Source organism: Aureliella helgolandensis, from assembly GCF_007752135.1.
GTDB lineage: Bacteria > Planctomycetota > Planctomycetia > Pirellulales > Pirellulaceae > Aureliella > Aureliella helgolandensis.
Genome location: NZ_CP036298.1, coordinates 558680 through 584497, shown reverse-complemented (window position 1 = coordinate 584497; position 25818 = coordinate 558680). Strand labels below are relative to the sequence as shown.

The 25818-nt window shown below is 56.5% G+C and carries 20 protein-coding genes; 7 read left to right on the top strand and 13 right to left on the bottom strand.

Going from position 1 to position 25818, the window contains the following annotated elements; all coding sequences use genetic code 11:
- Positions 1–58: 58 nt before the first annotated feature.
- Together Q31a_RS02090 and Q31a_RS02085 are read left to right on the top strand one after the other, a co-directional pair.
- Positions 59–2557 carry a DNA gyrase subunit B gene (locus tag Q31a_RS02090; protein ID WP_145073276.1) on the top strand — a complete coding sequence of 833 codons (2499 nt, stop codon included), beginning with the start codon at positions 59–61 and terminating at the stop codon, positions 2555–2557.
- Between the two features lie 142 nt (positions 2558–2699).
- Complete coding sequence (locus tag Q31a_RS02085) at positions 2700–3674, top strand: 4-hydroxybenzoate octaprenyltransferase (protein ID WP_197356053.1); 975 nt, start codon at positions 2700–2702, stop codon at positions 3672–3674.
- 8 nt (positions 3675–3682) lie between these two features.
- Here the strand turns inward: Q31a_RS02085 and Q31a_RS02080 are convergent, their stop codons facing one another.
- Together Q31a_RS02080 and Q31a_RS02075 are read right to left on the bottom strand one after the other, a co-directional pair.
- Entirely contained in the window at positions 3683–4564 is an 882-nt protein-coding gene (locus Q31a_RS02080) for a DUF2272 domain-containing protein (protein WP_197356051.1), read from the bottom strand.
- A gap of 118 nt (positions 4565–4682) precedes the next feature.
- Positions 4683–5879, bottom strand: coding sequence for an alpha/beta hydrolase fold domain-containing protein (locus tag Q31a_RS02075; RefSeq protein ID WP_145073270.1), 1197 nt, complete (start codon positions 5877–5879; stop codon positions 4683–4685).
- A 176-nt stretch (positions 5880–6055) separates the two neighbouring features.
- On the opposite strand from Q31a_RS02075, the gene Q31a_RS02070 reads away from it, so the two are divergent.
- A complete protein-coding gene (locus tag Q31a_RS02070) occupies positions 6056–7006 on the top strand; it encodes an alpha/beta hydrolase (protein WP_197356049.1) in 951 nt (316 codons plus the stop codon).
- Positions 7007–7042: 36 nt separating this feature from the next.
- On the opposite strand, the gene Q31a_RS02065 is transcribed toward Q31a_RS02070, so the two are convergent.
- Together Q31a_RS02065 and Q31a_RS02060 are read right to left on the bottom strand one after the other, a co-directional pair.
- Positions 7043–7867, bottom strand: coding sequence for a PP2C family protein-serine/threonine phosphatase (locus tag Q31a_RS02065; RefSeq protein ID WP_145073267.1), 825 nt, complete (start codon positions 7865–7867; stop codon positions 7043–7045).
- The gene (locus Q31a_RS02060; protein WP_145073264.1) at positions 7867–9195 is read right to left on the bottom strand and encodes a serine/threonine-protein kinase; all 1329 of its coding nucleotides are present in this window, start codon (positions 9193–9195) and stop codon (positions 7867–7869) included. Before Q31a_RS02060 ends, Q31a_RS02065 begins: the two co-directional genes overlap by 1 nt.
- A 272-nt stretch (positions 9196–9467) precedes the next feature.
- On the opposite strand from Q31a_RS02060, the gene Q31a_RS02055 reads away from it, so the two are divergent.
- Positions 9468–10094 carry a DNA-3-methyladenine glycosylase I gene (locus Q31a_RS02055; RefSeq protein ID WP_145073261.1) on the top strand — a complete coding sequence of 209 codons (627 nt, stop codon included), beginning with the start codon at positions 9468–9470 and terminating at the stop codon, positions 10092–10094.
- A 12-nt stretch (positions 10095–10106) separates the two neighbouring features.
- Here Q31a_RS02055 and Q31a_RS02050 read toward each other — a convergent pair whose 3' ends face one another.
- From Q31a_RS02050 to Q31a_RS02025, 6 genes are all read right to left on the bottom strand, one after another.
- A complete protein-coding gene (locus Q31a_RS02050; RefSeq protein WP_145073257.1) occupies positions 10107–12116 on the bottom strand; it encodes an ATP-dependent DNA helicase in 2010 nt (669 codons plus the stop codon).
- 62 nt (positions 12117–12178) lie between these two features.
- Positions 12179–13288, bottom strand: coding sequence for a DNA-processing protein DprA (gene dprA, locus Q31a_RS02045; RefSeq protein WP_145073253.1), 1110 nt, complete (start codon positions 13286–13288; stop codon positions 12179–12181).
- Positions 13289–13525: 237 nt separating this feature from the next.
- Complete coding sequence (locus Q31a_RS02040; RefSeq protein WP_231691031.1) at positions 13526–15019, bottom strand: cryptochrome/DNA photolyase family protein; 1494 nt, start codon at positions 15017–15019, stop codon at positions 13526–13528.
- A 358-nt stretch (positions 15020–15377) separates the two neighbouring features.
- Positions 15378–16229, bottom strand: a complete 852-nt coding sequence (locus tag Q31a_RS02035; RefSeq protein WP_197356047.1) for a methyltransferase — start codon at positions 16227–16229, stop codon at positions 15378–15380.
- Positions 16230–16246: 17 nt separating this feature from the next.
- Positions 16247–17176, bottom strand: coding sequence for a carboxylating nicotinate-nucleotide diphosphorylase (gene nadC / locus Q31a_RS02030; protein WP_145073247.1), 930 nt, complete (start codon positions 17174–17176; stop codon positions 16247–16249).
- 72 nt (positions 17177–17248) lie between these two features.
- Complete coding sequence (locus Q31a_RS02025) at positions 17249–17797, bottom strand: NUDIX domain-containing protein (RefSeq protein WP_145073244.1); 549 nt, start codon at positions 17795–17797, stop codon at positions 17249–17251.
- A gap of 332 nt (positions 17798–18129) precedes the next feature.
- On the opposite strand from Q31a_RS02025, the gene Q31a_RS02020 reads away from it, so the two are divergent.
- Both Q31a_RS02020 and Q31a_RS02015 read left to right on the top strand, forming a co-directional pair.
- Complete coding sequence (locus tag Q31a_RS02020) at positions 18130–19317, top strand: 3-dehydroquinate synthase (protein WP_145073241.1); 1188 nt, start codon at positions 18130–18132, stop codon at positions 19315–19317.
- 105 nt (positions 19318–19422) lie between these two features.
- Positions 19423–20601, top strand: a complete 1179-nt coding sequence (locus Q31a_RS02015; RefSeq protein ID WP_145073238.1) for a DUF2786 domain-containing protein — start codon at positions 19423–19425, stop codon at positions 20599–20601.
- Between the two features lie 543 nt (positions 20602–21144).
- On the opposite strand, the gene Q31a_RS02010 is transcribed toward Q31a_RS02015, so the two are convergent.
- The 3 genes from Q31a_RS02010 to Q31a_RS02000 are packed head-to-tail and all read right to left on the bottom strand — an operon-like array spanning position 21145 to position 24863.
- Entirely contained in the window at positions 21145–22677 is a 1533-nt protein-coding gene (locus Q31a_RS02010) for an NAD(P)/FAD-dependent oxidoreductase (protein ID WP_391575349.1), read from the bottom strand.
- A 7-nt stretch (positions 22678–22684) separates the two neighbouring features.
- Complete coding sequence (locus Q31a_RS02005) at positions 22685–23509, bottom strand: sulfite exporter TauE/SafE family protein (RefSeq protein ID WP_145073232.1); 825 nt, start codon at positions 23507–23509, stop codon at positions 22685–22687.
- A gap of 1 nt (position 23510) precedes the next feature.
- Positions 23511–24863, bottom strand: a complete 1353-nt coding sequence (locus Q31a_RS02000; RefSeq protein ID WP_145073229.1) for a dihydroorotase — start codon at positions 24861–24863, stop codon at positions 23511–23513.
- 37 nt (positions 24864–24900) lie between these two features.
- On the opposite strand from Q31a_RS02000, the gene Q31a_RS01995 reads away from it, so the two are divergent.
- Positions 24901–25752, top strand: a complete 852-nt coding sequence (locus tag Q31a_RS01995; RefSeq protein WP_145073226.1) for a hypothetical protein — start codon at positions 24901–24903, stop codon at positions 25750–25752.
- The last annotated feature ends 66 nt before the right edge of the window (positions 25753–25818 follow it).

The window sequence follows — 25818 nt, the reverse complement described above, 5'->3', positions numbered from 1 at the left end:
GGACATGGCCCCCAGGGCCGCGTACAAGGAACTGAGCGGACGGCTCAGAAATAAGCGAATGACCGACGAAAATAAGCCTGCGGACGACGAAATCTCCATCGATGCTTCGAATTACAACTCGGAGGATTTGAAGCACTTAAGTGACATGGAGCACGTCCGTGAACGCCCCGGAATGTATATCGGGGACACCACACTCAAGGGCCTGCACCATTTGGTCTACGAAGTCGTCGACAATTCCATCGACGAAGTGATGGCCGATTACGCCAAGTCGGTCTCCGTTCAAATCAACTCCGACGGCTCGGTGACCGTCATTGATGATGGACGCGGCATTCCGACCTCGAAGCACGAGCAACTCTCACTGGAGATGGACCGAGAAGTCAGCACACTCGAAGGGGTAATGACGGTCCTCAAGTTTGGTGGGAAGTTCGAGAAGAAGGCCTATGAAACGTCGGGTGGGCTGCACGGCGTGGGGGTTACCGTCGTAAACTTCCTATCACAATGGTGCGAAGTGGAAGTCTATCGTGATGGACACGTTTGGACCCAAAGCTACGAGCGGGGCGTGGCTACCGGATTGGTCGTTAAGGGCCATGCCACGCAAAAACGGGGTACCAAGACGACGTTCAAGCCTGACGGATCGATTTTCCCGAACGTTAAATTTAATTTCGATACGCTATACAAGCGACTCCAAGAACTCGCCTTCCTCAATAGCGGCGTGCGGATCAAGTATCTCGATGAGCGAATCAACGAAGGAGATGAGTTCTATTACGAACGTGGTATCGTTGAATTCGTCGAACACTTGAATCGCGCCAGCGATGCGGTGCACCCAGACGTTCTCCTCGTCGAAGAATCCCGAGATGGAGTGAAGCTGCAAGTCGCTCTGCAGTACTCGACAGAATACACCGAGAACGTCCAGTCGTACGTCAACAATATCCATACGATTGAAGGGGGAACCCACGTTTCTGGATTCCGTTCCGCCCTCACCCGCACGTTGAACAACTATGGCAAAAAAGAGAACATGTTCAAGGACTTGGCTCCCACCGGAGACGATTTCCGCGAAGGTCTGACTGCCGTCATCAGCATTCGCGTTCCACATCCGCAATTTGAAGGCCAGACCAAAACCAAGCTCGGTAACAGCGAAGTGGAGGGTATTGTCAACGCAACGTTGGGCGAGGCCCTTCAGAAGTACTTGGAAGAAAACCCCAAGAACGCCAGGCTGATTATCAAAAAGGGACTCATTGCCTGCGAGGCCCGCGAGGCAGCTCGCAAAGCAAAAGACTTGTTGCGCAAGCGGAAGGACGCGCTCAGTGGTGGTGGCCTTCCCGGAAAACTCCGCGATTGCATCAGCAATAAGATGGAAGAGTGTGAAGTCTACCTAGTGGAAGGTGATTCGGCCGGCGGAAGTGCTGAAGGCGGTCGCTATCGTGATTTTCAAGCCATCTTGCCTCTGCGTGGTAAGATCATTAACGCCTACAAGAGCCGAGAGGACAAAGTCCTGGCCAACGAGGAAGTCCAAAGCATGATCCAAGCGATCGGCTGCGGCATCGGCCTCGACCAAGACATCTCCAAGCGGCGTTACAACAAGATCATTATCATGACGGATGCCGATGTCGACGGCTCGCACATCCGAACCCTGCTGCTCTGCTTCTTCTACCGTCAAATGTACCACCTGGTCGCGGGTGGCCACGTCTACCTCGCCCAGCCGCCACTGTTCCGCGTGCTGCGTGGTAAATCCAATCGCTACTACGTGCAGTCCGAAGAGGAGATGAAAACGCAACTCCTCGAGCGTGGCCTTTCCGATAGCTGGCTGGAAATGGAAAATGGCCGGCGCGTCGATGGCACCGAAATGCGCAAGCTCTGCGAAGCGCTCTCCGCCATGGAAGAGGCCTTAATCGCACTGGAACGTCGCGGTGTTGGCCTCAAAGCCCATGCGGCGCGGATGGACCAGGAATTGCGATTGCCGGTCTTCTTAGTAACGGTCGGAAATGATTTCCACTGGTTCCAATCTCGCGATGCTCTGGAAGCCTTCCTCGAGAAGGAGAACCTGACGACGGAGACCAAAGCAGAACTGGAGGCATCCGCTGCTGAGACGCCTGACGGAACACCTCCCGTCGAAGAAGAAGAACGCCTATTGGCGCACATCGTGGAAATGCACGAAGTTAAAACCATCAATAGCGGACTCAAGCAACTTGCCGAGTTCGGCTTCTCCATCCAAGACTTGATCCCAGAAGAGCGGACGGGATCCACGGACTCGAAATTCCATCTCAACCGCGAGGAAAACCGTTCCGGGATCGATGACCTGCGAGCTTTGCTCCCCGCCATTCGAGCCGCCGGTGAAAAGGGAATGCAAGTCACTCGCTTTAAAGGACTGGGGGAAATGAATCCCGAGGAACTGCGGGAAACGACCCTCAACCGAGACAATCGCACACTCGTCCAAGTCTCGCTGACCGATGCTGCCGCTGCCGATGAAATGTTCCGCGTCCTCATGGGCGATAAAGTGGAACCACGACGGAAGTTTATCGAAAAGCATGCCCTCGAAGTGCGCAATCTGGACGTCTAGGAAGCACGTGGGACGCGATGACTTGCCAGCGTTGGCATGTCATCTACGATGGCTGAAAAATCGGCCCATCGACCTAGCAATCGCAGAAAATGCCTGTTAATCGTTGCGTGCCGTTTGCGGTTTGCATTCGACGGAGCAACAAGTGGACTCTACATCGACCCAAAACACTCCGCCGGAAGCAACTGCAGGGGCTCAGCAACCAACGAGCCTCTGTGGGCGTTTTCTGGGGCTCATTCGATTTAGCCATACCGTATTTGCCCTTCCTTTCGCTGCGCTGGCTTGCGTACTGGCTCTGAGTGTTCCCAATCCGCTTCCGAGCTTACCGGGTGCGCAGATCGCCAGTCGGTTGCTGGGGGTGCTGGCCTGCATGGTCTTCGCACGCTCTGCGGCGATGGCATTCAATCGATTGGTGGACGCAAAAATTGATGCGGCGAATCCTCGCACAGCTAGCCGCCATCTCCCTGCCGGGCTACTATCGGCGCGGCAGGCGTGGAGCTTCTTTGCACTGATGTGCCTCGGTTTTTTTGCGAGTTGCGGATTGTTCCTCCCCAACTGGCTCCCCTTGGCGTTATCCGTCCCAGTCCTACTATGGATCTGCGGTTACAGCCTCGCCAAGCGATTCACCTCAGCGGCCCATGCATGGCTCGGAATCGCCTTGGCCATGTCGCCGATCTGCGCGTGGATTGCCCTGCGTGGGGAAGCGTGCCTAGCCAACCCAGCAGACGTAATGCCAGCGGTATGGCTTGCCCTGGCGATCGCATTTTGGGTTGCTGGCTTCGACATCATCTACGCCTGCCAAGATGCCGATTTTGATCGCTCAGCAGGCTTGAGAAGCATTCCGGCAAGCTTAGGGGTGGTGGGAGCACTTCGCCTGTCAGCGGCGTTTCACCTAGCCATGCTGGTCGTGCTGGGGGCACTCCCCCAACTCGCCCCTCAACTCGCCCTTGGCTGGCTTTACTACTCCGCATTGCTGGTAGTAACCGTGCTCATCATTCGCCAACATGCCATCGTGAGCCCCAACGATCTGGGGCGCATCAACATTGCCTTTTTCAATATCAATGCAATGATCAGCTTTTGCCTATCCCTGGCGATGGGAATTGACGCCTGGCTGCGCTAGCCAACGCACTATTCTTCAACCTTGACGACGGCAAAGTATTTGGCGTCAGCGATCTTCCCGTTGGAGTCTAGGGGCACACGCGTCGTGGTAACACTATCGCTAACGTTGCCACCAATCGTCACCAGCTCCGTCGCGCTAATGGCCACGACAATATCGCCATGAGTGGGATGACCTAGCTCGATATTATCGTAGGTCGCGGTACTCGTGCTTCGACGTTTTACGACGACATCCCCGAGCTTGAATTCCCCTTCGTGGGGTCGGTAGGCTTTGAAGGGACTCGCATTCCCTTCAATTCGATTCCGTTTGGCCGCCGCCACGTATTCCCAGTGCGAATCGTTGTAGGCAAAGTGCTCGCCAGCTCCGGCGCGAAGCATTACCCAAGAGATATACACGGCGCTCCAGGGATGTCCCGATTGGAATTCCGAGTCTTGAAACTCCTTCAATTCGTAGGATTGCCGCGCGCACTGCCAATAGAGTTGGAGCCGTGCAGACACGCGTGGATCTCTTTCCGTTCGCTGTCCATTGCGCCAAAAACGGCGTTCCCCGAGCGACACACGCACAATGCGATCTCTCAACGGTTGACTAGAAACTAGCGCGTTGAGCCGCTGAAGCGTTGGGCTATCGGGTTCAACCAGACCAGTGACCTCCGCTTCACTCAATTGAGCCGCTTGAAAACTTCGGATGGCTGCCAGGGTTGCAGGTCCCATTACCCCATCGGGATCAAGCAATACGGTCCCGCCTGCCTGGTCCTCCGAAGCGGGCTGTGAATCTCCCTCTGCGGCAGGCAATTGGTTGAGCAGCAGTTGGATCGTCAGTACGTCGTTGGCTTGATTCTGCCCCGCCTTGCCGACGGAGCCGACGAGATCCTCACCCACTGCCTGGGCAGCCATGCATAATCCAAGGAGGACGGGGGCAACGAGACATAAACCTGAGGTGTGCATTGAGTAAAACCTTCCAGCGAATTCGAATATCCGAGGATTTCGCCGGCTACTTTCTGCTGACAAATCCTTAGTGAGGATTGTAACGCAGTTCCTGCCCCAACGACTCCCGAAATGGTTCTGGGCCACAGCACATCATGAAAAAATCGTAGGGATACCGAGTCGTATTGGCCATGATGAATTGATAGTGGAAGCGAAATAGGCTGTAGCGATAGCGTTTGTAAAACTCCGGAGAAACCGTCTTGCGAATCCTCACGATGTGGACTTCTGGGAACTGTCCTGGACGCGTTGAATGCAATTTCATGGCAGCCACGGGATCGGTACGATAAAAATTGACGATGTCCACGTGCGCCTGACACTCGATCCACTCCAGGCTGGGAGCATCTACCAAACTCTGCACCTTCCGTCGAAAAGTCTTAGCGGCGGGGTGGAGCCCCACGTTGAGGGCAATCGATCCGAGTGTCAGGATAATCACTCGCGGGCCGCTCTGCCCTAGCTCGGGAAATAACTCCAAGGCTCGGGCGGCAATATCGAGGATGAGAGTTCCGCCCGCACTGTGGCCTACCAAGACAATTTCATCCTCGTCCCCCGTCCGCGCTTGATCTACGATCGCTTCTGCAAACCGATCGACATGCTGCTGCACTTCCGGGCGTCGGTCCCGCAGATATTGCAGCGAGAATGACCAGAGATCCATAAGGTGTGTCACAAACCAGCGCTGGCCAGAGTACTGCAGCAAGCCCCAGAGGAGTGCGACAGCGGCTAGGACTCCGCACGCTGTCGCTCCCGGAAATGCCAAGCGTGAGACGGCCCAACCAAGGATTCCTGCCAGCCAGCAGAATGCGGCCAGCATGATTCCGGGATAGAGAAAGAAGAGCGCCACCCGCCAGGCAGAAGTGACGATGCGATGGAAGGTCCCAGTGAAAAGGTAGTTGGCGAGCGTCCCCAGATACTTGGCAACACGTAGCAATTTAGGCCGGCCAAAGTCATGCAGGACGATGTCATTCCAAACCAAAAAATGAATCGCGGTGGCCACCGACTTCTCATCGATTTCGGCTTCAATGTGTGCCGAAGCAATCATGCCATCTGGACTGGTAGTGGCTTGCTCCATCTCAGCGGTCACCTGCCAAGTATCGCAGAATCGAGCCAATTCACGGCGAGTTCTCGCAAAGAATGCTGCGGACGATTTCGGTTCGTAGCCGCCGACTAAAAATACAGCCCGTCGCTTAATGGGAGTAGCGCGAGGAGTTGAGGTTTCAGGTGAAGTCATAGAACGATTTACTACGAAGAATTGCTAGCCAAACAGTTGCGACGGCCAAGTCGTGTTAACGTATTGTGGCCGGGAACTCAATAGAATTTCAACTCCGTGCCTGCGCTCTGCTAGAATATCAGCCTGCTCTTCACTCCTCGATAAAAACCAACACTTGATCGACAGGACTAACTACCATGCTGCCCATTAGGCGTATTCCCCACGTTCCCCGCACACGATTTCACATGGGCACTTGCTTGGCCAGTGCACTTATGCTGTTGGGACTAACTGCAACGCCAGGCTTCGCTCAACCACCGGAATTGAAACTGTGGCCCGCGCAGCCACCTGGCCAAACGGAATCGGATGAGGCTGAAGCCGACACCTCGGGCCCCGATGGTAGGCGGGTGATGGATAAGCCGGTAATTCGCTTGGGGCACGTCAGCGAACCGATGCTGACGGTCTATGCTGCTCCCGCATCGAACAACACGGGCGCGGCGGTCATCGTGTGTCCCGGCGGAGGCTACAGCATCCTGGCCTACGATCTGGAAGGCACCGAAGTTTGTGAGTGGCTTCAATCCATCGGCGTTACCGGCGTGCTGTTGAAATACCGTGTACCGCGACAGGGAAAGGAAAACCGTCCCATCGAACCGTTGCAGGATGCCCAGCGAGCAGTCTCGCTAACACGACAGCATGCTGCAGAATGGGGCATTGATCCTGAGCGGATTGGCGTCCTGGGTTTTTCAGCCGGAGGGCACCTGTCGGCCCGACTGAGCACCAACTATCGTGAGCGAGCTTACGCTCCCATCGATGAAACCGATTCCATCCACTGCCGGCCCGACTTCACGATCCTAATCTATCCCGCCTATCTATTCGATAAGGAGAGTGACAGCTTGGTCTCCTCGATGATTCCGGTCGACGAGGACACTCCTCCCATGTTCATGGCCATGGCCTTTGACGATGGCGTGGGGCCAGAGAACATCTTGCGAATGGGACTTGCGTTGAAAAAAGCCAATGTCCCCTGCGAAGTGCATCTCTACCCAACGGGAGGCCATGGATTCGGTTTGCGTCGCAACGAACACCAGGCCACCAGTTGGCCCGATCGCTGTGCCGAGTGGCTGGCCGCATCCGGCTGGTTGAAGTCGAAGTAGTGCTCGCGACGACGCGTTAGAGCAACCAGCTAGGGCTCAATTCTGTCGGTAGAGCAACAACGACAGATCATCCAGCTTGCCAGGTTCCGTGGCCTCCGGATCGCAGGCTGCTTGCATGCGTTGGCTAGCCAAACTGCGCACCGACTCCAGAGCTACGAGCAGAGGGCCCTTGCGAATGAGTTCGGCAATCTCCTGAATGCGGAGATTGTCGAACAACCCGTCCGAGGCAAGCAATAAGGTGTCCCGCGGAGAGATTTCGCGCATCAGTCCCACATCAATGTGAGCATCATCCACGCCCACTAAATTAGAAACGAGATGGCGATCTTCGTGCTCCAACGCGACCGATTCGCTCATCATGCCCGACTCGACCGCATAACCGATCGGGGAATGGGCTTGGGTTAAGAGTTTGATATTTCCGCGATTGCTGACCAACATGGCTTGGGAATCGCCCACGTGGTAGGTGCGCAGTTTCCCGTGGGCAATTTCCACGGCTAGCAGCGTAGTGGCAGCTCCGGTACCAAGTTGTCGGACGCGCTGCATCGCTAACTCAAAACCGTCCAAGATCGGAGAGCGGAGGCCCGTCGACGCCAGCCCGCCTGCCAGGGTTTCAGTCAGTGCCTCCACAGCCAATTGGGACGCGAGCTGGCCATTGGCTTGCCCACCACACCCATCGGCCAGCACCAAGACTCCGATGCTTTCATTGACGGAAAGCAATGCGAAAGCATCTTCGTTGGGGCCGGTTCGGTCTGGAGACGGTGCGGCAAAGTAGGCGACACTCCCCCCGGCGAAGGCAATCTCTGCGCCACACGCCATGTGCGCCGCCAAGAACAATTGCGGTGTGTAGGTCTGGGACGATTCCATCAATTGTCTCTCGTACGTGTTTCACACCAAGGGCAGAAACTCCAATACTCTGAGACGATCCCCCACCCACAACCGTGGCAAGTGTGAGGTGAATTCTCGATCTTCCACTTGCGTTTCACGCGATGGCGACACCAGCAACAATAGCGCATGAAGGGCATCAAACTCTTCCGCGTGCATTTCTTGTTCGTGCATCGGGCCGTATACCGCCGGTCGGTGTAGGTCCGCTTGGTTTCCAATTCAAATCCGGTACCGTAACACCACGGACAATAGGGCCAATCGGCCTTCAAGCCGCGATTGCATCGCGGGCAACAAATGGGGAAGCGCGTAACGTCTGGCAGCACTTTGCGATCGGTGCCGCACCAAGGGCAGGCCAACATCGCCTCGGAGACGGGGCCAGCACATTTGGAACACGAACAACGCGTCTCCAAAATCTTGCCATACTCTTTTTGAAACTCTTGGCGGCGGAGCAATTGCCAGCGATGCCCACCGTCGGAACCGCCCGAACGCTTCGTCGATTTGGACGACTTTGACGACTTTGACGACTTCCCCATTTCCGAGACCAACGGCTTCTTGATCCGGCGGAAGGCGGTCAGCATCTGCCCGGCATTGGCATAGCGATCGCTGCAGTCGGCCGATGTGGCGCGACGTAGCAGTGTAACCATCGGCTCCGTAACACGGTCCTTCAATCGTGAAAACCCTTGCAAGGGCCACTGATAGGGCCATTCGGGCAGCACGCCTGTCAGCATGCGATAGATCACGATTCCCATGGAAAAGACGTCGGAACGAAAGGACGGTTTGCCCATGGCCTGCTCTGGGGCCACGTATCCCAGGGTCCCACTACCCGAACACTGCAGGGTGCGGTGGGCAACGCGCGCAATTCCAAAGTCAGCCAACTGCAACTGATTTTCGGGAAACAACAACAGGTTGTCGGGCTTGATATCGCAATGAACGACCTTATGTTCGTGTGCATAAGAAACCGCCTCCAGCAATTGGAGCGAGTAGTCCAAAGCGGTTCTAGTGGCAAGCCGCTTCTGCAGTCGCGATTCCAGCGAAGTCTCGCTTAGCGGAGTCACCAGCACGAACTTGCCGTCGATGAAATCCGCATTTTTGAGCTGCAAGATGTTCGGGTGATCCAGCTTGGCTGCCAACCGAGCCTCATGCTTGAACGTGGTTAGCATGGAATCGGTCATCAAGTGCGGGTGGGGCACTTTTAGAGCAACTCGCACCCCTTCAATGGTATCCATGGCGCGATAGACGGCTGCGAATCCGCCCTCGGCCAATCGGCACTGAATGATGTACTTCCCGAAGCGTTGGCGAGTGCGAAGCATAGTGAGCGAATGGTCTCGACGGTTGTAAGTTGCACAACGTTTACTATAGTCTTAGCCGCCACGAATGGCACTGCAGAGGAACTGTTTGTGATCGAGATTTCGACCATCCGCATCGGTACTTCAAGCTCCATGCACCTCGTTCCCTATCGGCATATTCCCTACAACGGCGTTAAAGCAATCGTTGAAAACTCGGCGGACCAATCGCTAGCGTCCTCCCCCCAAACCAGCTCGTCCTTTCTGCCCACCTCCTCTTCACCTAAGGTACCGTCTCCGTGGCAACGAACACAGAACGTGGCTTAGTCCTCGGCAATGACTCGATCACTCGCTGTTGGTGGTGTGGTAGCGACGCAGAATATGTCGACTACCACGATACCGAATGGGGACACCCGGTAGTCGACGACGTGCGTTTGTTTGAGAAAATCTGCCTGGAAGGCTTTCAGGCAGGTCTGAGCTGGTTGACCATCTTGCGAAAGCGCGAGGCCTTCCGCGTTGCCTTCCAGGGTTTTGAGATTGAAAAGGTAGCTCGATATACCGAACGAAACGTCGAGCAATTGCTGGCAAACGCGGGCATTGTTCGGCATCGCGGCAAGATTGAAGCGGCCATTAAGAACGCCCGGCTAGCCTTAGAACTGAAGGCTGAACGGCATTCACTCGCAGGCTATTTCTGGAGCTTCGAACCCGCCAAAACTAAAAAAATACGCTCCCAGACCGACGTGGTGGCCACGACAGCAGAATCCCAAGCCCTGAGCAAAGATCTCAAACGCCGCGGGTGGTCGTTCGTGGGCCCCACCACCTGCTACGCCTTCATGCAGGCGATGGGAATGGTCAACGATCACGTCGCGGGGTGCAACCATTGGCAGACGGTCGACACGCTACGTCGCGAACTCAAACGCCCCTAACCTCGAACCAAATTAGAGTTGCACAGACTCGTAGCGCACTTCGCACTCAGGCAAAGCTGCCAGGAACGTGCGGCCGTAGTACTTGGTCTTCACGCGAGAGTCCAAGATAACGACGATGCCAGTATCGGTGGCGGTGCGCACCAGCCTCCCGAACCCCTGGCGCAGTTTGATCACCGCTTCTGGAATCTGATAGTCCCGAAAGGGATTGCCTCCGGCGGCTCGAATGGCCTCCAGTCTCGCCTCCAACAACGGGTGATCCGGAACGCTAAATGGCAGTTTCGTAATAATCACGTTCCCCAACGCTTCTCCAGGAACATCCACCCCCTGCCAAAAGCTGTCGGTACCGAAGAGGGCACCGCGAGGATTCTTCTTAAATTGCTCCAACAATTGCCCGCGCGGTGTGCCGTCGGCTTGACTGTACAAGGTCATCTTCTGTTCGGCGAACCATCGCTGAAGTTTGCTGGCGGTGGACCGCAACAAGCCGTAGCTCGTAAACAGCACGAATGCATGGCCACCGGTCTGCAACAAATACCGCTGGATCATCACTGGCAACGCTGCCTCGTACTCGCGGCGATTCGCCGAGGGGTCTGGCATGTCGCCCACGATAATGAGCTTGGCTTGTTGAGCATAGTTAAAGGGGCTTCCCAGCTTAATCGTCGCGCTACCACTCGCTCCAATCCGCGACTGAAAGAACTCAAATCCCCCCTGGCGGCCTGTCGATATGGTGGCGCTCGTCATGATGACGCTCGGGACCTCCTGAAAAAGCATTTCTCGCATCCTGCCAGAGATATCAATGGGGGATGCATGCATCTCCATCCGCACCTCACCTCTGCGAGTCAACACTCTCTCCAACCAATACACGGATTCATCGTCACTCTGTTCGAGCCAAGCCTGTGCGTCGAGTGCCAGCGATTCGAGTCGCTTGGCCGCTGAGGTCATGTCCTGTCGACGCGCAGCATCCTGAGCATTATCGGCCATGTGCTCCAAACGCTTCGAGAGCGCGGCCAGCACATCGCTCAGTAGATTGGGAACAATCTGCTTCTGACGCACGCGCCGCGATGTACTATCGTCCTTGCCCATCCACTCGTTGAGATCGAACACGAGTTGATCGATCAGCATGTGCGCCTTTTGCACCATCTCGGTTAGACGATCAAGCCCCAGCGTGGGAAACAACCCCTTGCCGGTACTTGGGTTGTACAGCTTGTTGAGCGTGAATTGAACTTGCCCATTGGACACCTTAATTCCCAGGTGAGAACTCGCCACCGATTCGAGCGTATGGCATTCGTCCAAGATCGCCGCGTCGTAGTCCGGAATGATGCCGAACCCCGTCTCCCGGCGGAGCGCTAGGTCGGTGAAGAAAAGGGCGTGGTTGACCACCAAGATCTGAGCACCCTGGACGCGTCGTCGCGCCCGGTAGTAGTGACAATTGTCGAACGACTTGCATTTGCGTCCCAAACAATTGTTGCTGTCGCTGGCCACTTCGTCCCACACCGATCCCGTCGGGCGGAACCCTAGGCTACTCAGCGAGCCGTCGGGCGTTTCCTTGAGCCATGATTTCATCTGGTCCAATTGATGAATTTCGGTCTCGTTGAGCATGCTGACCGCTCGGCTGCGGGCCAATTCGAATCGCCGCAGGCTGACGTAGTTGCCGCGTCCTTTGACGAGCACCGAAGTGAATTCGCGAGGGATAACTGCGTTGAGCAGTGGCAGGTCCTTGTCGATCAGCTGCTCTTGCAAGCTGATGGTGTGCGTACTAACAACGACTCGACGACTCGCTTCCTCCCCCTGCGTATCGACGTTGTCCTCTCGCTGATCGGCGGTGGCAAATAGAATGGCTGGAACCAAATAGGCAAAACTCTTGCCAACTCCGGTCCCCGCTTCGGCTAGCAAGTGTTGCTTGGCTGCTAGCGCTTGGGCAGTTGCATTGGCCATGGCGAGCTGCTGCGGCCTCTGCTCGTACTGCTTCAACCGCCGCGCAATGGAGCCTTCAGGACCGAGGATGGCACTAACATCGAGCGACAAGAAAGCGGTTCCTTACCTTAGCAACGGAGAGCAATAGGGGAAACGGTCCACGCCAGCGAGTCCTAGATGCGTTGAACCAGTTGCCCACTGACGCGACGGACCAAGTGCCGCATCTCAAGCACACTAAGGGTACTCAGGACACGCGGCACGGGAAGCCCGCTGACAACCACGACCTGGTTGATATCGGTAGGTTCTGCCGAAATGGCCTGCAAGACCGCACTTTCCTGTTCATTGAGCAGCAATTCTGCGGCATTTCGAACCACTTGCTCCGGCGCGAGCGTTACCCCTTCCACCAACGGCCCCAGCGCGTCGAGCACATCTTCGGGACAATCGATCAGGTGCGCGCCGTCACGAATCAAGCGATGACAGCCGCGCGCATTCGGCATGGTGACCATTCCCGGCAGAGCGAAAACCTCGCGTCCCTGCTCCCCTGCCAAGCGTGCCGTGATCAGAGCTCCTGAACGCTCGGCCGCTTCCAATACGATGGTGCCTAGCGACAGTCCACTAATCAAACGGTTGCGTTGCGGAAACATCCCCTTCTTGGGTATCGTGCCCGGGGGCATCTCGCTAATCACCGCTCCCTGCTGGCAAATTTCTTCCGCCAACTGTGCATGTTGTGGCGGGTAGATCTCCGCCACTCCACTGCTCAACACCGCAATCGTGCGTCCTTCAACATCGATGGCCGCCCGATGCGCGGTCGCATCAATGCCGCGAGCCAGTCCACTGACGATTGTCAGCCCCGCACGCGCGAGACTCTTGGCAAATCGCTCGGTTTGGCTTCGTCCGTACTGAGTTGCGTTGCGTGTGCCCACCATACCGATGGCCAAACCATCCCGAGGACTAAGTCGCCCTTTGACATACAGAACACTGGGAGGATCGGGAATTTCGAGCAGCAGCCGCGGAAACTCTTCATCCGTGGGCAGGAGGATGCGTATATCCCGCTGCTGACATTCCTCCATCACGAAGCTAGCTTGATCGCGAAACTCCGTCGACAGCAAGCGGCGTGACAAGGCGATCCCCACTCCATCCACCTCACTCAATTCTAGAGGGCTGGCTGAAAAAACCGCCTCAGGAGAGCCGAAACGGTTGAGCAATCTCGCCAGGGTTTGAGGCCCAACGCCCGTCGTTAGGACGAGTCGCAGGTACTCGGCTAAATGAGCCTCGCTGTTCATTGCTCCCCCTTCGTTCAAGAGTTGCTAGGGGCTCGGATTCACCCGATTGCAATCTGTCGAAGCGGATTGCGTCCATCGACCGCTTCCACGACTCACACTCCTTCAGGCGTGTGCACGAGGTGTCCGGCGGACTCACTTCAACCAGCCCCCTCCGCTGCGAGCCCTCCCCGCTCCAGCATAACCGATCCGCTGGGGCGAGTGCTGAATGAGGAGTCTTGCTGAGCAAGCGACGGGATCTCACGATTCTGCAAAACGCAACAGGTACTGCTTTAAGTGATGTTTCCTTGCGGTATTTTCACTCGTCATATAACGCACTTTTCCGAAGATAGGCCGTTCTGGTCCCCAGGCCCGATCATACCGCCCCAGCACCCAGAAAATCCCGCTGTACGAATTGGGATCTCGGCCATCGAGCGCGTACTTGTTGTTCAATTCCAACATGATCTCCAGGGCTTGCTCAGGAGACCGAGTCCAATGCAATATCTTTTTGCCCCACAACATACGCAGATAGTTGTGAATCCGCCCCTCACGGACCAGTTGTCGTTGAGCTGCGTTCCAAATCGGGTCATGGGTCTCAGCCAACTCAAACTGCCTCCCCGAGTACTCGAAGGGCCGCTTATCCGAGGCATGTTCCTGCAAGGTGGCTTGCGCCCAGGTCGGCAGCGACTCAAAATCTGCGTAGTTCGATTCGCGCCGACACATATTGAATCCAATTTCCCGCCAGGTGCACAACTGATCCATGAACGCCTCCAAGCCAGTTGATACTCCCCAAAATCCGTTGACCTTTCCATTGGGCGGCTGGATTTTTCCCGGCTGCCAGCCCTCCGTCTCCATCACCTGCCCAAACACCTCGTGCGCACTGAGCTGCCCAAAGTGCAGATAGGAGCTCAACTCACTCGATCCATCCTCATCCGGCTCATTCCGGGCGTCTGCATAGTTTGCCAATCTACTTCGGATAAACCGCCGGAGAGTTTGACCGGCAGCAGTGGCTCCACCGGCCACGCTCGTCGGTTCCACGGCGTGATCGATCGGCAGTGCAGCAAGTCCATCGTCGTTAAGCAGTTCTTCGAGTTCTGCGCGCGGCCAGGTCTCCCTTAGTGATGTTGGCAACGCCTTGAGCAGAGGCAAAGAACGCGTGGCGGATGCCCTCAACGGCTGCTGCTCGGGAAAGCTCTCGAGATGCTTGGGCAGCTCCTTCTGCATGAACCGGCGGTAGGAGTGGGCCACCGTAAACGTCCGCTCGGGAACGGCCAGTGGCATGAGGCAATTCGAATCCACCAACTGCAACCGCGCTGGAAGCGTCCTAGCCAGTTTGGCATACAGGTGTGGGTGGAAAAAGCAGGGAAAATCGTCGCTCACCACTAAGCAAGACCGCTTGGCCAACTCGGCTAACAAACCCGCTCCCGCTCCAGGCCGCGGTTCAACGTAAGGATAGTAGAGCGCGCCAGCAGACCGACATGCCTGCTCATTGTCCCGCATTCCCTCGATCACAAATCGATGAAAACGGTCGCTGGCCCAGCGATAACGAACGCGCAATGCCTCCAGAATCACCAGTGGCTTGCCCAATGCTTGAGCGCAATCTCTCGCGTACTGCAGCGCAAAATTGGAACGCGTGCGCCGGAACGCCGTCATCCAATAGACGACCCAATCCCCGGATTGATTGATGGCGAGCGAGTTCACGCTCCTCAGCCTATCGGCCGGGACGTCAGTGTTGATCGAATCGAGTATGTCCATGGGAATCAGCAAGAGGAGTTAGTGGTTCATTGAGAAGCTTCTACGGCACGCTCAGCTAGCGAACGAGTTATAGCATTGATCGCGCCCCGCACCTCACTTCCGCCGTCACGGATTCTACCGTCTGCTATTCCGGCACCGACATCTAGCAAAGTGGTTTTAGCACAGCGTAGCCGGTTGTGGAGCGTCGCTTCCAGCGCCCCAACTGGCTTACGAGTCGGGCGTGAATGCCTGCAGCGGGTCAGGATTCCCTCGCGTTTGCGGAGCGCATCCTGCATAATCTCCCAATAAACCGCGCAAACCGGCCCGGCGGCCTCGCGCCAGCGGGAACAATTCAGCCTTAGGCGATACTAGAGAAGGGTCAAGTCCTGGTGAGCTCTAACAGAATACCAGGCAAGAAGACGGAAGGGAGGCTAGCGACCTCCCGAGCATCCACGATACGGACGCTCCACCCCAACTCGGGTGCTCGCTCTACGATCCGCTCGATGGCCACACGTGCTCCATAGGCCAGCAAGAGCTTCCCGCCGGGTAGCAGGTGTGCTGGCGAGTCTGTGAGCAAGCTATCGAGCAATTGAAAACCAGGATCATACAGGGCATAAGCAGCCTCTTCGTCGACGGGGGCATCCTCCCAAGGTGGATTCGAAATAATCAAATCAAATTGCTCGGATGCCTCGACCGTCGAGAACGGAGCAGGCTTGCCGACACGCACTTGCCGAACCTCAATCTGCCGATCATATCCCAGATGCTGAGCGTTGTACGACGCGTTGGCACATGCGGCTGGATTAATATCCGTAGCCACCACTTGGGCTGCGCCATGCGCCACGCACCACAGTGCGACCAGCCCCGATCCCGTGCCAATCTCCAGGATAGAATCTCCAGCGATCCGATCCGGTTCAGCCAACCAAGCCCGCAGCGAGTCGGTATCATTGGGCTCCCAAAACACGGTTTCAAACTGTGCCAATTCATCGGGCAAACCTGCGACGAAATGCCAGTGCCGAATTTTAATCGAGGGCGCCGCCACCTCCTCTGCCGTCTCATCGGCGAGGTGGAAATGATATTCATCTGGCGCGCCGGGGGCGCTCTGCACAACTAGCCACCACAGAATCGAGCACAGCAGAAGGGCACTCAACAGGAACAGAGCAAGGGTGATCGCCCCCCCCGTTTTCCCAAGTCGCTGTCGTCGCAACACTCGCACTTCTTGCCGCTGCAACATCGTTGTCCCTCGCTGCCTCATAACGTCCAATCCAGCCCTAGATCCAGATTCACTGCAGAATGCGTCAAGGCTCCCACGCTGATGCGATCGACCCCTGTCTCGGCAATTCCACGTAGTGTTTCGAGACGCACGCCACCAGAAGCTTCCAGTTGCACGCTCGCGTTCTGCTGGTCGCGAATCCGAACGGCCTCGGACAATTGATCGTTGGTCATATTATCGAGCAACACAATATCAGGATTCGACTGCAGGGCGTCGGCCAATTGCTCCAACGTGTCGACTTCGATCTCTACAATTGCACCAGCAGGTGCATCCACCTGCTCGGCCAAGAACTGCCGTGCATGGGCAATCGCTTCACTTGGACTCAGCAATTTCCCGGTCACGCTTTGGTGGCAGGCGAGGTGATTATCCTTGATGAGAATCGCGTCGTACAATCCGCTGCGATGATTGCGTCCACCGCCACAGGCGACGGCGTATTTCTCCAGCCTGCGCCAGCCTGGAGTGGTCTTGCGAGTGTCATACAACTGAGCTTTTAAACCGCTGATGACGTCCACATGCTCCTTCGTCCAACTGGCGATTCCGCACAATCGACCAAGGAAATTCAAGATGGTGCGTTCACAAGTGAGCACATCGCGCGCCTCCCCTCGGAGTGTTGCCAACGGGTCGCCCACCGTGAACTTCTCTCCATCGCGACGATGCAACTGGACTGGGATATCCGCTCCAATCGTCTCGATGATCCAAGGGATCAACTCCACCCCAGACGCAATTCCTGGTTCACGCGCCACAATTGCCGCCTGGGCAGTGAGCCCTTCGGGGACAACTGAAATGGTGGTTAAATCGAAGCCTCGCGATAGATCTTCCCGGATAGCCAATCGCACCAATTGCTCTAAATCGTCGCGTAGAAATTCGTCGCGGGTCTGCTGTGCAAAGTCTTGATGATTCTCGAGCATGGGAGACATCGGCTCTGGTGAGGAATGAGAGGCTGAACTGGAGCGGCAAACAACGGCTGGCTAGCTGCTGTTTTAGCACAAATGCGGTGAGTCGAGGGCGATGCGCATCAGGGCGACACAGGTAGGGGCATGGGTAATGCGACCATCCCGCACCCACTGCAGCGCTTCTGCCATGGGAACGACAACATGCTCGATCAGCTCCGTGCCCTCAGGAGATGCGACACACTCCGAAAGGTCCTGAGCCAAGTAAAGATCGACGGTCGAAGCGATGGACGCAGTAAAGGGGTCGACTTGCCCCAAATGCGTCCACTTGGCTCCCTCCAGCCCTAGCTCTTCCGCCAACTCGCGGGCCGCAGATACCTGCGGACTCTCCCCCGCCTCGATCCCTCCGCTAACACCCTCGATGGTCTCTCTCCCCACCGCATAATGAAATTCCTGCGTGAGGTGAACGTCACCGGCCTGATCAACGGCGATCACGCATACCCCCGATTTGAGGTGAACGACCGCGTAGCTTCCAGGGGCCCCGTCAGGCCGGATCACTTCATCTCGCTGGACTCGAATCCAAGGATCTGCATAGACATCGGACGAATGCTGGATTTTCCAGGGACCATATTTTTGCATAAGAATTGAGGTGCGTTGAGTGTTGGACTAGGCTTAAACAGGGAAACTTTAGCGTTTACAAGGGGCAAGCATCACCCTAATTCGTATTGGACCGGCACAATCAAGCTCGCCTTAGGGTGCCCTGAATCGAGCGGGCAGTTAAGATAGTGAGTCGTAGCAACTTAGCAATAAGCGGCAAACGGCGGCCCGGTCGCTTTTACCATGAGACTCGCCAGGACGCCAAGTGGCTGCATTGCACTGAGAGTCCCCCCCATTGTCGCTCCTGCACGCAACAATTGTCCTTGTAAGAATTCCCATCCCCGCCATCCCGCCCCACTACGATCCACGCTTTCATGAGTGAACTTTTCGGCCAATCGGCTGACTCCAATCAATTCGATATCGATTTCAGCGTTCCACTCGTTCATCGCTTGCGGTTCACCCAGGATTGCTTCGGCAAGGATTTTCACGTCTTGGGAAAGTTGCTTGAACCTGGGATAACGCGCGACGCTCGAGTGCAAGTGTGGGTGGACGAAGGACTGGCCAATTGGGATCCAACCCTGTGCGCCCGCATCACCCATTGCCTCCGTTCCGCAGCTAAAATTGACTTGGTGGCCGAGGTGGAAGTCCTACCAGGCGGAGAGGTCATTAAGAACGATCCGAGCTACGTCGATGCCTTGCTTACCGCCTTCAATCGCGACAATCTCGACCGTCGCAGCTATGTGCTTGTCGTGGGAGGCGGCGCGGTCCTCGATACGGTTGGCTATGCCGCCTCGATCGCGCACCGTGGCATTCGGCTGATCCGCGTCCCCACCACCACCCTCGCACAGGCAGATTCGGGAGTAGGGGTCAAAAATGCCGTCAACTGGTTTGCCAAAAAGAATTGGAAAGGAACCTTCGCCACTCCCTGGGGTGTGGTCAACGACGAACATCTATTGACCGGACTCAGCGATCGCGATTATCGCTGTGGTTTTTCCGAAGCGGTGAAGGTTGCGATGCTCAAGGACGCAGAGTTCTTCGAATTCCTCGTCCACGCAGCTGCAGATATCTCCGCCCGCCAGCGGGCCCCGGCTAGTCGAGCCATCCGACAGTCCGTGCTGCTGCACCTACATCACATCACGCGTGGTGGTGACCCCTTTGAACTCCAACAAGCACGCCCACTCGATTTCGGTCACTGGTCCGCCCATAAGCTGGAAGCGATCACCGACTACCGACTGCGGCACGGTGAAGCGGTAGCCATTGGCGTGGCCGTCGATGTCGCCTACTCACATCTCAAGTACGGCCTCGATCTCGCCACCGTCCAAGCAACATTTGCACTCTTCCAAGGTCTCCAATTGCCAATCTGGGACTCGGCCTTGAATGAGGAAGTTATTTTCGATGGACTGGAAGAATTCCGCCAACATCTCGGAGGTGAATTGACGGTCACGATGCTGCAACAGTTGGCCCAGCCCGTCGATGTCCATAGCATTGACCACCGCGTCATGCGCGAGGCGATGAATATGGTCGCCACCAGTGCTCAACAACAAGTAACTGCCGCCAAGTAGTCGGGTTCGATGATTTCTATCGAACGCCCACCTGCCTGTGGCATCCGCACCAATCTCTCCCAATCGGTTTGACAGTCGCAGCAGCTCAATCGGAGTTGAATTGAAATGGATTTCATCTGGAATGACGGTGGTCGAGCAGCGTCCGGCTTCGTAGGTGTGGCTGGCGATTGCGTCTCGCGAGCTCTCGCCATCGCTACTGGGACAGCTTACCGCGATGTCTACCAAGACCTGGGTGCCGCTGCCCACAAAACGCCACGTAATGGAGTTCGAATCGACGTGGCCGCGGACTATCTGAAAACCCGTGATTGGAAAATATTTTCCGGCAACAAAGCTGGATTCTCCCCATTGCTCTTGCCCGATGGCGTCGTCCTCGTCCACCTAGCGGACCGCCACGATCGCTCCCAACACATGACCACCGTAATTGATCACGTGGTGCATGATACGTGGAATCCGGCCGACGATGGAAGCTATTTGGTGCAAAGCTACTGGACCTCAGTGACGGCGCAAAGTGACAATCGACTTCCCAGTGCAAGCCCCAAGCAAAGCAGCAACCACGAACAAGAGTTGACCCAAAGCGAGTTCGATAAAATCTTGAAGCGGCTGCGGGCACTAGACCGTACCGCTAGCAACGGCGGCAGTACCGAGGGGGAAAAGCACAATGCACTGCGGATGATGCAAAACCTGATGTTGCGTCACAACCTCAGTCGTGAAGATATCGTCGACCAGGACAATGTCGAGCATGTTCAGTTCACGAGGATTGCTTGCCCGGTCAATGGCCGCCGCGCTTGCAATTGGGAGAAGCATCTCGCCGCCTACGTTACCGACCATATCTTTCCCACAACTCAATGGTTCATTGCTGCAAGTGGGCATCGCACTCTGTTTTGGTTTTACGGCCCGGTCGCTGACGTAAAGAACACCATCGCCCTGTTCCGTGAATTACTGCTCACCATTGCCACCGCTGCCCAACTGCAATTTGGTGGACACAGTCGAGGTAGTGGCGCCTCCTATGCCGAGGGTTACGTTGAGGGGCTTCCCAGAAAAGCGGTGAAAGACTCGCAGGTGCCTTCGTCGCAGCAACAGCAGAACAGCGCATTGATTCAGGCCCGAACCCTTACGCTCCACACCACCGCGTTAGAGTGGTTGGCCCTAGAGTGCAACATCCGTCTCACCACCGTTCGCCGTGCAGGCCGATCCCAGCGTGACCCTAACGCCGAAAAACGAGGTAAGCGCGATGGCTCAACCCATGAAGTCACGGTTCCCAACGCCCCCAAGCGATTAACCTAATCGGTCAGGAGTCTACTGGTGTTCAACACGCAACCGCGTTTCTACCAAGCTCGCAGATTTTGCGGCATGGTCTAAAAGTCGACATGCGTGTTAGCTACTGCCACCGTGGCCCGCCGTCATTCCCACTCACGCAAGAAGCAGCTTTTCTCAGCCCGCTCGGAAGACCTCTCCCCCGCAGCACGCGACAAGAGTTCAGGAAGCAAAACTTGGGGAGTCCTTAGAGGATGCGATTGCCAATGTCGCCCCAAGCGGAGAATTCTCTATCCATTGTTGGGTACTGCCAATGTCGCCCCCCTCCCCAACGCCTCCCACCGGTCAGATTTCAAGCCAGTACGCTGCGTGAGCGGCCGCAGGATCCACAGCGATGGGGCATAATCACAATGGAAAAACCTCTGGAACCATTACGGGTGCTCGCTGTTGCAACAGCTGCAGCAACGTGCTGCTAGTCGTAGATGGCCAAGCGTGCGACGAGCTGCTCTGCAACTTGCCAAGCCAGTCGCTGAGCCACTGGACTCCCTCACGCTTGAAGCCCAACTGCGACCGCTACTTTGGAGCTGCAGACCGAGCAATGCGATTGCGAGATGCGGGGTCCAACAACCCCACGTCATTCCAAGGAGCCAGTCGCTGACGCAACCAATCGATAAATGCGAGTTCTGCCTGCGAGTCGGTATTCTCAAGTGGCAGCCGCTGCAGTTTGAGTCTCGCTTCTTCGCACAGTTGTTGGAGCTCGGTCGACCCGCAGCAGAGAAAACCTGTCGTCATCGAGGAACGATTCGCCAGCGCGCGCTCGCAGTGAATGGCTGCCACAAAGTACAAACTACACATTGCGGTGAAAAGCGAAAACGAGCGACGGCTGGCGATGTAACACACATCGACGATGGCATCGATCCACAGAATCTCGGAGACGACCTGTGTCGAATAGGCATCAAGCGCTGCTGAACTCGGCTGCGATTGCGGTGCGTGTGCGAGCATCTCGAGCAACCGCTGCACTCCACTGAGCGTGTGGGCAATGCCCGTACTATGCAACGGATCGACCACTCCCGCCGTGCTTGGAAGCATGGCCCATCCCTGACCCGCCGCAGCACCCCACAGACGACTGATGCGCGGAATCCATCCCAGCTCCACGCCGGATGCAGCTTGAGAAATTGGGGATTGGGGCGCGATCAAGCGGCTGTCCGCCATCAAATGGGACAAAGTCGGGTAGCGCCGGAGCCAATCCCCCCACCTCGACCACCGCTTCAACGGGTCGTGCAATCCGAAGAGGACCTCGGAGGGACACACGAGTCCCACCGACGTGACGCCACTGCCGAATCGCAGCATCCAACTCCACCCCTCGGTTCCCAAGAGGTGATGCTGCGCGGCATCATCGGCATCGAACGGGTCCTCCTCCACGGGCAGCCCCTGCTGCATCAATACCTCGTGCATGGCTCCCACACCCGAAAAATGGCCGAACAGGGCGCCAGTCCGTACACGCAATTGTTCATTCCTGTTGGACAATTGGAGCTGCTGAGCCAACCACCCCGAGCCGCCCGTCGCATCCACTAGGAACTGGCACGAAATCGACCAGGGCTGCGACTCCTTAGAGGAGCTAGTGCGACTTCCTTCGAGCCGCCAGCCAGCAGCAGTCTTCAGAACTCTCTGAGCCGCGGAGTGGTCGAGCCAGCGAACCCCAGCTTGCTCCGCCAACTGGCACATCCACGCGTCTACATCGCTGCGCATCCAGTGGGTATCGCTGCGTGCGTCATCAACGCTGGCCGCCACCAGCAGGCTATGCTGGTAGCTTGCCGTCTCCCGAAATTCCTCCCCAGGCTGATGCGAGAAGTAGCTAAAGCCGCGTTTCTTGCCAGCCTGAAGATGCGGGTAGGTCGCTTGCCAACTGCCCCAGCGGCACAGCGGCTTGAGCTCGGGTAGCCCATAAGAATCGGCGAGCTGTTCGAGCAAAAAATCGGCTAGAGGAGTGGAAGACTCCCCGATCGCAAAACGGGGATGGGTGCCGCGATCGAGCATTACCACCGATTTTCCCTGACGTGCCAGAGCCAAACCGAGCAGACAACCTCCAAAACCAGCGCCTAGGATGCAGACCTCAGATTGAATTTCGATGTTGGGCCTCGCCTTCGAGAATAGTGGCCACGTCCGCGGCCGGTGGGTGTTCCACCACCTTGGCCGCCATCCACGGGTCCAGGATCAAACGCAAGGCGGCGAAGGCGGTAAAAGCCAATAGAAAACTATCGAACGCCTTCTGCGCAATGCGATGCACTAACCAACTCCCCAGCATCATCCCAACTAGAACTCCAGGAGCAAAAATCAGGTCAATGCCCAGCGTGTTGAGATCGATCAATCCCAAAAAGTAGCTGAAGGGCAATTTGAAGACATTGATCACGAGGAACAACCAAGCACTCGTTCCCACCAACTCCAGTTTAGGAAGCATCAACGCCAACAAATAGAGGGCGATGATAGGCCCGGCAGCATTGGCCAACATGGTGGTTACACCAGCCAACAACCCGAGACTCCAAGCGAAGGCGCGATTGTGGGGCATACTCTCAAAGGCTTTGGGACGCCACAAACGGGTAATCTGAACGATCGTCAGTCCCAAGATAATAGTTCCCACCAGCGGCTTGAATACGGCTTCATCGAGCTGCCCCATTAGCAATGTTCCCAGCACGACGCCGATGAGGGTAGGGGGGAGCAATTTGCGCACCTGCGGCCAATTGGCTTTCTTACCGAAAAAGTAGATCGCGCAAAAATCTCCCACAACCAGCATCGGCAGGAGCACACCGGTAGAGGCTTTGGTACCAAACACAAAAGCAAAGATAATCACGTGCAACATACTGACACCGGAAAATCCACTTTTCGAAAATCCGATTCCCGCTGCACCAATGAACAACAGCACGCATTCGAACGTTGTCATCTTAGTATCCAATTCCATCGGGAGTGGCCCAGTAGCCGCCTCGAGCATGATCGCACAGCACTCCACGACCTCGCACCGACTCGACCAACGTTCCATCCACATACACGGTCTGCCCACCCACAATGGTGCGAACGGGCCATCCGGTCAGAGTCTGCCCATCCCAGGGGCTCCAACCACAACGCGTCTTTTGGTCCGCATTGCGAATAGTGCGTTCTTGCTGGAGATCGACGAGGACGAGGTCGGCATCGTAGCCTACGGAAATGCGTCCCTTGCCGACTAAATCCCAGACGCGCGCCGGCGCATCGCTCATCCACGAGGCAACCTGCGTTAAGCGGCAACGTCCCAAGTGCACTTGATTGAGCATGAGCGCCAGGCTGTTTTCCACTGCCGGCAATCCGCTGGGGCTATCCGGATAGGCGGCCTGTTTCTCGGACAACAAATGGGGCGCATGATCGGTAGCCAGCACCTGAATCTTGCCATCGGTGAGCGCGTCCCACAACAAACGTGTGTCTTCAGGGGATTTCACCGATGGATTCATCTGCACAAGACTCCCCAACCGATCGTAGTCATCGATGGAGAAGAACAAATGGTGTGGACAGACTTCCGAAGTGATGTAGGGGTCTCCGCCGGAAACAACAGGAATTTCTCCCGCCGTGCTAACATGCAAAACGTGAAACCGATGCTGATGGCGTTTGGCAAGCTCGACCGCGCGCGTCGTGGCAATCAGGGCGGCTGCGTGGTCGCGAATCCGGGAATGGTCGTGAATTGTCAGGGAGTCCCCAAGCGCGGCGCGATTGGCGCGAACCGTTGTCTCATCTTCGCAGTGAGCACAGATCGGCAGGCTGGTCTCCGCGAAAATTCGTTCCAGCGCCTCCTGCTCGTCGACCAAAAGATCTCCAGTGCTCGAGCCGATGAAAATCTTGATGCCCGGGGCGTGATGGGCGGCTTGCAACTCTGCCACGTTATGGCCGGTGGCCCCAATGTAAAAGCCATAGTTGACTCGGCTTACTTGACTCCCCCGTTGATATTTCTTGGCGAGCGCCTCGGCGGCAATGGCTGGTGGACTGGTGTTCGGCATCTCTAAGAACGTCGTTACCCCACCAGCGGCGCAAGCGATACTTCCCGATTCAATATCTTCCTTGTGGGTGCCCCCTGGATCGCGAAAATGCACTTGGTCATCGACCACTCCGGGCAGAAGCGTCAGACCGGCAGCATCAATCGCCTCGTCAGCGGGCTGGTCGGCCGCCGCGTCGACTGCGACAATCTTACCCTCTTCGATCAACACATTCGTCTTGGCCACTTTGTCGGGAAAGACGACATCCGCATGGCGGATAAGCAATCGGTGCTTACTCATTTCAATTGGCTTTCGAACCTGCTGAGGTAAACGGCGTATGACAAGGCAACGGTACTCTGAGACATCCAATTTCGCAACCTGTCGTAGCAACTTCCCACCCACCAGTCTCCGGCTTAAAGGCGTTGCGTGGGGCCTCCTGCTCAGCTTGCTCTGCATGGGCTGTCGCACGGCGGATGCCCAATCGGAGAGCAGCGCCGGGGAGCTCTTGCAACAAGCCGAGCAATTGTTGGCCGAACAAGAGTATGCACGAGCCGCTAAGTTGGCCGACCAGGCGGGGATGTCGACCCCCGATGCCTACCGCGTCCAACAACTCAGTGCAGAGATTCTCTATCGAGCTGGCGCGTCCAAGGACAGCCTCAAATTTTTTGACCGCGCCCTAGAATTGGCCCCCGATCGCGCCCCTTACAATTGGCAACGTGGCATTGCTCTGGGGAGCAGTGGAAAGTTTCAGGAGGGAGCTGAGCAGTTTAAAACACACCATGACGTTAATCCGGATGATGTCGAAAATTCTGCTTGGTACTTCCTCTGTGTGGCCAAATCGCAGAGTTTGGAGGCCGCCCGAAAAACGGTGATCCCAAGTCGCGGCGACGGGCGGCAGCCAATGATGAGTATCCTGCAAATGCTGCAAGGGAAACTTGAACCCGAGCAGGTCCTCTCCGCTGCACAAGAGGCCACGCCGGTAGGGCCGCAGCGCAAGCTAGCTGAGTTTTACGCAGATCTTTACGTCGGGCTCTACTACGATTCGCTAAACAACCCCGAACAAGCCCAAACCTACCTCAAACGGAGCCTCACTTACGGTATTGACGGTTATATGGCTGATACGGCCCGCGTGTATCTAGCCGATCGCTTTCCAGATGCAATTAGCAAACCCCAACCGGGTGCAAAATAGGGAGTTTTCGACAAACCAAACCTAATCGTCAAGCACGACGCAAACTGTAATGTAAGTTTTCCAAGC

What these genes read in the sequence shown, in the direction of transcription:
- Q31a_RS02090 (WP_145073276.1), top strand. Translation starts at nt 59, where the DNA reads ATGACCGACGAAAATAAGCCTGCGGACGACGAAATCTCCATCGATGCT.
- Q31a_RS02080 (WP_197356051.1), bottom strand. Translation starts at nt 4,564, where the DNA reads ATGGCTGCCCAGGCAGTGGGTGAGGATCTCGTCGGCTCCGTCGGCAAG.
- Q31a_RS02075 (WP_145073270.1), bottom strand. Translation starts at nt 5,879, where the DNA reads ATGACTTCACCTGAAACCTCAACTCCTCGCGCTACTCCCATTAAGCGA.
- Q31a_RS02070 (WP_197356049.1), top strand. Translation starts at nt 6,056, where the DNA reads ATGCTGCCCATTAGGCGTATTCCCCACGTTCCCCGCACACGATTTCAC.
- Q31a_RS02065 (WP_145073267.1), bottom strand. Translation starts at nt 7,867, where the DNA reads ATGGAATCGTCCCAGACCTACACACCGCAATTGTTCTTGGCGGCGCAC.
- Q31a_RS02060 (WP_145073264.1), bottom strand. Translation starts at nt 9,195, where the DNA reads ATGCTTCGCACTCGCCAACGCTTCGGGAAGTACATCATTCAGTGCCGA.
- dprA (WP_145073253.1), bottom strand. Translation starts at nt 13,288, where the DNA reads ATGAACAGCGAGGCTCATTTAGCCGAGTACCTGCGACTCGTCCTAACG.
- Q31a_RS02040 (WP_231691031.1), bottom strand. Translation starts at nt 15,019, where the DNA reads ATGGACATACTCGATTCGATCAACACTGACGTCCCGGCCGATAGGCTG.
- Q31a_RS02035 (WP_197356047.1), bottom strand. Translation starts at nt 16,229, where the DNA reads ATGTTGCAGCGGCAAGAAGTGCGAGTGTTGCGACGACAGCGACTTGGG.
- nadC (WP_145073247.1), bottom strand. Translation starts at nt 17,176, where the DNA reads ATGCTCGAGAATCATCAAGACTTTGCACAGCAGACCCGCGACGAATTT.
- Q31a_RS02025 (WP_145073244.1), bottom strand. Translation starts at nt 17,797, where the DNA reads ATGCAAAAATATGGTCCCTGGAAAATCCAGCATTCGTCCGATGTCTAT.
- Q31a_RS02020 (WP_145073241.1), top strand. Translation starts at nt 18,130, where the DNA reads ATGAGTGAACTTTTCGGCCAATCGGCTGACTCCAATCAATTCGATATC.
- Q31a_RS02015 (WP_145073238.1), top strand. Translation starts at nt 19,423, where the DNA reads ATGGATTTCATCTGGAATGACGGTGGTCGAGCAGCGTCCGGCTTCGTA.
- Q31a_RS02005 (WP_145073232.1), bottom strand. Translation starts at nt 23,509, where the DNA reads ATGACAACGTTCGAATGCGTGCTGTTGTTCATTGGTGCAGCGGGAATC.
- Q31a_RS02000 (WP_145073229.1), bottom strand. Translation starts at nt 24,863, where the DNA reads ATGAGTAAGCACCGATTGCTTATCCGCCATGCGGATGTCGTCTTTCCC.
- Q31a_RS01995 (WP_145073226.1), top strand. Translation starts at nt 24,901, where the DNA reads ATGACAAGGCAACGGTACTCTGAGACATCCAATTTCGCAACCTGTCGT.